General features: G+C 40.6%; 6 protein-coding genes. 5 read left to right on the top strand and 1 reads right to left on the bottom strand.

Annotated elements, in window-relative coordinates; all coding sequences use genetic code 11:
- The first annotated feature begins 130 nt into the window (after positions 1 to 130).
- Genes AC1DWN_RS21825 through AC1DWN_RS21835 form a run of 3 tightly spaced genes read left to right on the top strand, consistent with a single transcriptional unit; the run spans position 131 to position 3,098 of the window.
- Complete coding sequence (locus AC1DWN_RS21825; protein ID WP_477561008.1) at positions 131 to 1,225, top strand: sialidase family protein; 1,095 nt, start codon at positions 131 to 133, stop codon at positions 1,223 to 1,225.
- A 26-nt stretch (positions 1,226 to 1,251) separates the two neighbouring features.
- On the top strand, positions 1,252 to 2,100 hold the full coding sequence (locus AC1DWN_RS21830) for a sugar phosphate isomerase/epimerase family protein (RefSeq protein WP_477561009.1): 849 nt from the start codon (positions 1,252 to 1,254) through the stop codon (positions 2,098 to 2,100).
- Positions 2,097 to 3,098: a Gfo/Idh/MocA family protein gene (locus tag AC1DWN_RS21835; protein WP_477561010.1), complete on the top strand. Its 1,002-nt coding sequence runs from the start codon at positions 2,097 to 2,099 to the stop codon at positions 3,096 to 3,098. The genes AC1DWN_RS21830 and AC1DWN_RS21835 overlap by 4 nt, the downstream gene beginning before the upstream one ends.
- A gap of 225 nt (positions 3,099 to 3,323) precedes the next feature.
- Here the strand turns inward: AC1DWN_RS21835 and AC1DWN_RS21840 are convergent, their stop codons facing one another.
- A complete protein-coding gene (locus AC1DWN_RS21840) occupies positions 3,324 to 4,577 on the bottom strand; it encodes a carbon-nitrogen hydrolase family protein (RefSeq protein WP_477561011.1) in 1,254 nt (417 codons plus the stop codon).
- A gap of 743 nt (positions 4,578 to 5,320) precedes the next feature.
- On the opposite strand from AC1DWN_RS21840, the gene AC1DWN_RS21845 reads away from it, so the two are divergent.
- Positions 5,321 to 6,943, top strand: a complete 1,623-nt coding sequence (locus AC1DWN_RS21845) for a response regulator transcription factor (RefSeq protein WP_477561012.1) — start codon at positions 5,321 to 5,323, stop codon at positions 6,941 to 6,943.
- On the top strand, positions 6,930 to 8,280 hold a 1,351-nt coding region (locus AC1DWN_RS21850), incomplete at its 3' end, for a cache domain-containing sensor histidine kinase (protein WP_477561013.1). The genes AC1DWN_RS21845 and AC1DWN_RS21850, both read left to right, overlap by 14 nt.

Below are 8,280 nucleotides of genomic sequence, written 5' to 3' on the forward strand. Positions count from 1 at the left end.
GGTTATACCATTGCATCAGTGCCGCTTGTTTTGTTGTTCGCGCTTGCCAGTAAACAGTTTGTCGAAGKTTTATCCTCTGGTTCGGTAAAGATGTAAACGGTTCAATTCAAAGATAACATTGGAGGCTTTCATGATGAGGAATGGAACATATGGAAAAGTCGTAATGGAGCTTTCTCCGACAGAGGATAATCCACGTAATAGTGAGGGTTCGTTTATAGACTTGAAAGATGGTCGATTGATGTTCGTTTATAGCCGCTTTGTGGGCGAAACAGAAGACGATTATGCTTTTGCTTTAATTTCCAAAAGATATTCGTTTGACCAAGGCGATAGTTGGTCCGAGGACGAGATCATCACAAGCCCAACAGAATACGGTGCCTTGAATATAATGAGCGTTAGCTTACTGCGTCTTGCAAACGATGATATTGGGTTATTCCATTTGATTCGATTTGGCTTTCATGATACTAGGCTTTATTTACGGAGGTCATCGAATGAAGGGAAAACTTGGAGTGAAGCTGTTTGCTGTATGCCGGGGCCGGGTTATTATAACGTCAATAATGATCGAGTGATTCGACTATCAAGTGGAAGACTCGTCGTACCGGCAAGTTATTTTCGGATGCGGGGTAACGATACGACGGATATAAGTTCATGGGATCCTCGAGCATTGCTAATGTTTTGCCTATCTGATGATGATGGGGTTACATGGAGAGAATCTCGATCTTTACATGCTCTTCCTGTTGCATGGTCGGAAGCGGGTTTCGACGAGCCGGGAGTCATCGAGCTAACTAATAGCACGCTCTGGGCTTGGATCCGAACGGACCTTGGTCGGCAATACGAGTCCTCTTCTGCTGATGGGGGGGAGACTTGGAGTGTGCCGACTCCTTCGATATTCACTTCACCCAGTTCCCCGCTGGCTATGAAGCGGATTCGACAAAGGAATAACGTTCTATTGGCTGTATGGAATCCAATTCCGACTTATCAAACACACACTTATGAACGACATTCCGGGGGACGTTCACCGCTTGTTGGTGCAATCAGCCGAGATGAAGGAAAGACTTGGGAAGAGGAATTTGCCATCGAGACCGAAGAGCGATCGGGGTTTTGTTATACAGCCATTCATTTCGTTGATGATGCCGTATTGCTGGCTTATGCCGCTGGAAATGCAGACGAAGGCTTTTGTTTACGAAGGCTTCGCATGCGGAAGATAAAGTTGTCGGAGTTATTTTAATCACAATTTAATCCGGAGGTATAAACATGAAGGCTATGGAAATCGGTGTGATTGTCAATATGACGGACCAAGTCGGTTCAATATTTAAGGATTTGCAGCAAGCGGGAATACGAACCTGTCAGCTTAACACCTTTGATGAAGAGTGGCTGAATGACGACATGGTTAACCTTGTCACAAATGCAGCGCATCAATACGAAGTGGAGATTACTGCTTTATGGTGTGGGTGGCCGGGTCCCCGATTTTGGAACTTTTACGAAGGGCAGACAACGCTTGGTCTAGTTCCTCCTTTATATCGATTACGTAGATTAGAGGTGCTACAGAAAGGGTCAGATTTTGCAGCGAAATTAGGAGTTACGGATTTAATTACACATGTCGGATTCATTCCCGAGAATCCCTATGATCCAGAATATTCTGGGGTTGTTCAAGTATTAAAGCAATTGGTGAAGCATTGCCAGAGTCATGGTCAATATTTTCTTTTTGAAACGGGACAGGAAACACCAGTAACCTTAAAAAGAACGATTGAAGATATCGGTTTACCGAATATGGGAGTAAATCTGGATCCTGCAAATCTTATTATGTATGGCAAAGCTAATCCGTTGGACGCTGTAGATATGTTTGGCGATCTCATCCGAGGTGTTCATGCAAAGGACGGGGAATACCCCATAGATGGGAAAAATCTTGGACAAGAGAAACGACTGGGAGAGGGTAGAGTCAACTATCCCGCATTTATCGAAAAGTTAGTTCGTATGAACTATAAAGGTGCATTAACAATCGAATGTGAAATTGAAGGTGAAGGTCACATTAAGGAAGTAATCCATGCCAAAAAACAACTTGAGACATGGATTTTGTCAGCTGGAAAGGAAGCTAGAGTATGAAAGTAGCTATTGTAGGTGCTGGGGGTATGGGGCGTCAACATCTTGAAGTTTATAAGCTAATGAAAGATGTTGAGGTTGTAGCCATAGTCGATCCAGACGCGGAAAATGTAAAAGGCAAAATAAATAACGATTCTATTGCAATCTATACTAGCCTTGATGAACTGCTAGCACGTGAAAAAATCAATGTTGTCGATATTTGTGCACCTACTTACCTACACTCTAAACTCGCAATTAAAGCAATGGAGCAGGGAATTCATGTTCTATGTGAGAAGCCCATCTCGCTTACTGTAGATGAAGCATCTGAAATGATTCGTAATGCGGAAATAAATCAGGTTCAATTCATGGTGGCGCAGGTTATTCGATTTTGGCCGGAATATCAATATTTGAAGCAGGTTTTCGATGATCAGACTTATGGGGCATTATTGCAGCTTCAGATGTCCCGTATATCTCCAGCACCCAATTGGAGTTGGAATAATTGGATGCTTAATCGTGAGAAAAGCGGCGGTTGTCCACTTGATCTGCACATTCATGATACGGACTTTATTTTACACTTATTAGGTAAACCCTTATCTATAAATAGTATTGAAAGTATAGAAGAAGGTGTTATGGAATATATCTCAACTCATTATGAATATGACGATTTGATGGTGCAAGCCGATTCGGGTTTTTATACCGCACCAATTCCATTTACAATGACCTATAATGCCGTGTTTGAAGGTGCAACTTTACAATACAAGGACTACAAGCTAACCATTTATGAGCTAAACAAAGATCCTATAGTCGTCGATGTTACGCAATCACCAGGTGAGACTTTAGAGGAGAAGAAGGCTATTCAAGCTGTTCATGGTTATTACAATGAGATACGTTACTTTTTGGATTGCGTTATCGAGAATAAGCAGCCTTTGATTTGCTCTCCGGAGAGCAGCAAAGAAAGCCTGGAAATGGTTTATACAGAGTTGGAGTCGGCTGCCGAAAAAAAGACAACGAAAATTGTCTGATTTGTCAAAAGGATCGGTTCAACTTTTCAAACCTAAAATAACTTAACATCAGCCCCTATAAAGGCCCGTATCGACAAATCGATCGAGCCTTTATAGGGGCTGTATATGAGAAATCAGGCTTATTATTTTGAGCTATGTTTAAAATAAGCTTATTTAAAAACGATATCCGAACATTCGAATTCGAAGCCGATGAAGAGTAAACATGTTTCATAGACGCCGGATCAGCTAGTTTGTAAGCAATAAAGCGTCGTACTCATCCGTTCTCCGCTCTTTCTTGAATAAGCTGCGCGATTCTCCATTGCCGTCTCCGACAGAGAGCCAGTAGGTGTACCGCCGCTCGTCCAATCGAATATCTGCTGTGAACATAGCTGTTGCTTCGTCAGCTACATGCCCAATGATGTCACCTCTTGGGTCAATTATTCGACTTGATGCTGGACCGTCGCAGCCAGAAACAACAACATGCAATCCGTTATCCCTCGCGCGAGCTTTTGATTGCAGCGGCTCATCCCCTATTGTCGGTATAAAAATCACTTCTGCACCTAAAAGGGAAAGAATTCGCGCCGACTCAGGAAATTCTTGATCGTAGCAGATCAGCACGCCTATGCGCCCAAAATCCGTATCAAAAATACCATGGCCTGTTCCTGACATGACTCCGGATTCTGCTTCGTAAAGAGGTAAATGTATTTTTCGATATTTCCCTGCGATCTCGCCATCCCGTCCGATTAACACGGCGGTATTATAAATATGCTCCGCTTCTCGCTCATACATGGTAAATAAAATATAGCTATTATATACTGTGGCTTTTTTCCCAAGCTCATTCGTAAGTGGACCCGGTATGGACTGGCATTTCTCCACCATAGGAAGGTTAACAGAAGCTTCATAGAAGGTTTCAGTTAAACAGATGATATCTGGTTTGCTGCTGCCGGATTTATCAATTACCCACAACATTAAACTAAGATTTGTAGCAAAATCCTCTGTCGGTTTGATATAGGTGGTAGCCACGCGAACGACTCGTTCCTCGAGCTCATTGCCTTCCTCTATAGTCACATTTCGCCAAGTAACCATTCCGTCAGCACTCCAGCGAAAGGAAAGCTCAAGCTGCACAGTTGCTGCTTGCTCAGGTGAATCTAAAGTTCTACTAAGCCTGCGCCATCCATCATTTATTAATTCCAGATGATCTATATAATCTCGTTGGAGTAATTTTTTTTTCTCATCAAACCAACTTACAATCGCATAGATGCTGACCTGTTCATTAGCTACATCTTTAATTTCATATTCTGCAGCCAATTCATATTTGCGTTTTGAATCAATTTGAATAAGTTTGCTATGCCAACTGCCATAATTTCCGCTATGCCCTGTTCCTTTGATTTGAAGGCCTTTCCCTATTTCGAGATCGATTATATGAAAATCAGGGGAAAGCTCGTCTCGTGGTGTCCAAGTATGCCAATCCTCATCGTTGAACTTATTAATCAGATTCATTGCACAACCTCCTACTCGGATTCCATTCTAATTCCTTGCGAGCAGGCATCTCTAATAAACCTTCTAAACCGTATCACGTTCGAATCGGGTGTGTAAAGATCACAAAAACCAAATTTTGGGTGGAATCTTACACTCTTTCTTGGATAAGATACGCGTTTCCCCATTGCCGTCTCCGATAGAGAGCCAGTAGATGTACACCCGCTCATCCAATCGAATATTTGTCGCGAACACACCTGCTGCTTCGTCAGCTACATCTGGTGGCCTAGTTGCAAATTTTGATTAGTTTCAAATTCTGAAACTAGCGAGTTGTATTGAGGAATTAGAGACGAATTAGTTTCAGAATATGCAGCTAAATCACCGGAAAGTGGGTGTGGATCGAGTTAACCCAGCAATTAATTTCAGATCCTGAAACTAAATGGAAGCTATTCCTTTAGCGATCTCATTTAAGTGCAAGAAATGAAACTACGCGGGCAAAAGCTTAGAAATGTTTCAGAGTATTGCAAAACTGCACAAGGTTTATTTGCTCATTCGTTTTATTCGTTGTTTCTGTTATATGATTACRCATTTCTAGTTCACTTATTTTAGCCCAATCGTCATTTCATTCGTATAGAAACAAGAAAAATCGAGTGAGACGCAGCTATTAAATCTTATCCCTATGACATTCTAGTATACGAAACATACGGTTATGTGGCATACTATTGATCAAATATTGGTAGAAATATGAAATGCAGGAGGGGGCAATCATGTATCGAATTCTCATTGCGGAAGATGAAATGCTAGTTAGACTGGGTCTGAAATGCATGATTGAATGGGATAAATTCAATATGAAGGTTATCGCTGATGTGGCCAACGGCCAGGAGGCTTGGCGTGTTTATGAGGAACAAAAACCGGACATTGTTTTTACCGATATAAAAATGCCTGTAATGGATGGGATGGAGCTTATCTCAAAAATCAGACTCCAGGATCATCATACCAAGATCGTGATTTTAACCTGTCTGGAGCAATTTAATTTAATACACAAAGCAATGAGTCTTGGTGTAAGTGATTATATGGTGAAATTAACAATGACTCCCGAAGAGCTGGAGAATGTCTTGCAAAAGCTTCAAAGCGAACTGCAAGCTAGTCAACCACAAATGAAATCGCTTCAAAATCTCGATGTGGAAGCGCTAAAGGAAAATATATTTAAAGACTTCATGTTTCGCAATCGTTATACGGAAAATGAGCTTTCGAGCAGTATAGTGGGTTTGAATCTAAGGCTCAAAGCAAACAAGTTGATACTTTGTATAATGGAAATTGATCAACCGGAACAGTTGCAGGTTAAATTCAAAGATAAAAAAGGCCAATTGATCCGAATATCCTTGTTAAACGTATTGGACGAAGTATTGCAGAGCAATGGTCGGGGCGAGGCATTTTATGATGAGGACAATCGGTATGTATTACTATTTAGCTTCCATGACATCGTAAGTGAGCAAAAGATAACAGAAACACTTCAACAAATTTTGGAGCATATTCGTAAGGCAATGCTCTCCTATTTCAATGTATCTATTTCTTACGGAATCAGTACTCAAAAAAATGGCTATTCGGCTCTAAGACTTCAATACAATGATAGTATTCAGGTTTTGGAGAAGAAATTTTTTGTTGGATTTGGTGTTGTTCTAAACTGTCATGAAGAAAATGAGACACGGCTTGAAAAGATAATAAGGGAGAAATTAAATCAGCATATCCATCAATGGAAGACTGTGGATGAAGAACAAAGCAAAGCGATGCTCATTACTGTCTCCAATCTTTTTGAAAACGGTTCCTTTCCGATAAAGGCGGATATAAGAGAGCTGTTTATTCAATGGATGCAAAGACCTATGAACTCACTGCAAGTAAGCGATCAAGGGAAGGCATCACTATTCGCTACATACGCAGACAGGCTATTAAGAGCAAGTACTCTCGATCAGATGATTGACATTTCTAATGCATTTTTGGATCAAATTATTGAGATAAAAAGCAACAGAAAGTTAAGTAGAGAAGTGATGAAGGTTCTGAGCTTTATTGAACAGGGGTATGCGGAGGAAATATCTCTTCAGCAAGCGGCCAGCCATGTTGGAATAAGTCCCGGATATTTAAGTGCTATATTTAAAAAAGAAATGGAAATTAACTTTGTCGAGTATTTGTTGAAGTTTCGCATAGACAAAGCAAAAGCGCTAATGCTTAACTCGCAGTTGAAATCATATGAGATTGCAGAGAAGGTAGGCATGGAAAACCATACTTACTTCAGCAAAATGTTCAAACGAACTACGGGTTTCGGGCCACGGGAATTTAGAAATCAGTGGATGACAAGCTGGGTAGAAGGAAATTTAGAATATGAAGAAGATTAGCAAAGGAATTATGAGGGGAATGCGATTCGGTCTGCGAATTCAAATGGGCAGTTCTTTCATGCTATTGAGTATTATCGTCCTTATGTTGAGCGCATCTCTAACCTACTACGGGATGCTTAGTATTCTACAAAAGCAATCAGAGGATTACACCATGCAATTATTTGAACAGGCCAATCATACGATCGACGCTTTTCGTCAGGAGGTTGATAAGATCTCTACGCAATTGTTAAGTACGACCCAAGTACAAGAGTATCTCGATCAAAATCTGAGGGAGACGGGAGTTGCGGACAGAGTTCAGCTAAATATAGATGTGTTGAATCAAATGGATGCATTGCTCGGTAATTATAACTATCTGGATTCTGTATTCATTTACACAGAAGACGGAAAGGTATTAGGCAATTCGTTGTTCCGAAATTTATTGCCACCCAATGCCTCCAAAGAACAGCAGTTATTATATTTCTCTAATCTGAAACGTACGTCTGTTTACAGTGAAGCAAAAGAATCCTTCCCCAAATTAATATGGGTGGGCGCTAATCAAATAGCTAATTTCACAGATCAATCCAGTCAATCTAAAAAAGATGAGAAAGATATTATTTCTGCTGCTCGTGCTGTAAAGTCCGTTTCTCAAAGCACATCGAGTGCTACTCTAATTATTAATATTCACGAAAAATCGTTATTGTCGCTTTATAACAATTTGACTAAAAACTTTAATGGAGAAATTTATATTTCTGATCAGGATGGACAAATCATATCTCATGCTGACCCTACGCACATAGGAACATTAAGTCCTAACTATGAATCCATTCGATCCGATAAGACCTATGGGAGCTTTAGATTAAACGATAAACAAATTATTTACTTGAAAATGAGTGAAACAGGTTGGACATTAATCAAAGAAGTTCCAATAGCGGAATTTGTAAAAGATATTTTGAATCTAAAATCTAAAATCATTTGGATTTTGCTTATCAGTTTAATAATTACATTTTTCATGTCCTCCTTCTGGATTCGTAAAATAATGCGCCCACTTTACCAACTAACTGCCGCAATGCGCAATATGGAAATGGGGGATGTGGGATATATCATCCCTACGCATTCTAGTAATGAGTTCGGGATGTTAAGCCGCGGATTTAATCGTATGTCTGAGAGTATTGTGCAGTTATTGGAGCGGGACCAACGGAATAACGAAGAGAAGCGAAAGTTAGAAATTCAAATTCTCCAGTCTCACATCAACCCTCACTTCCTATTTAACACGCTTAATACGATTAAGTGGACAGCTACGGTAATGAAGGCAGGGAACATTGTGGAGATTATCACCGCACTTGGCAACATGCTGAGAC

The organism is Paenibacillus sp. P4_A7, from assembly GCF_056402455.1.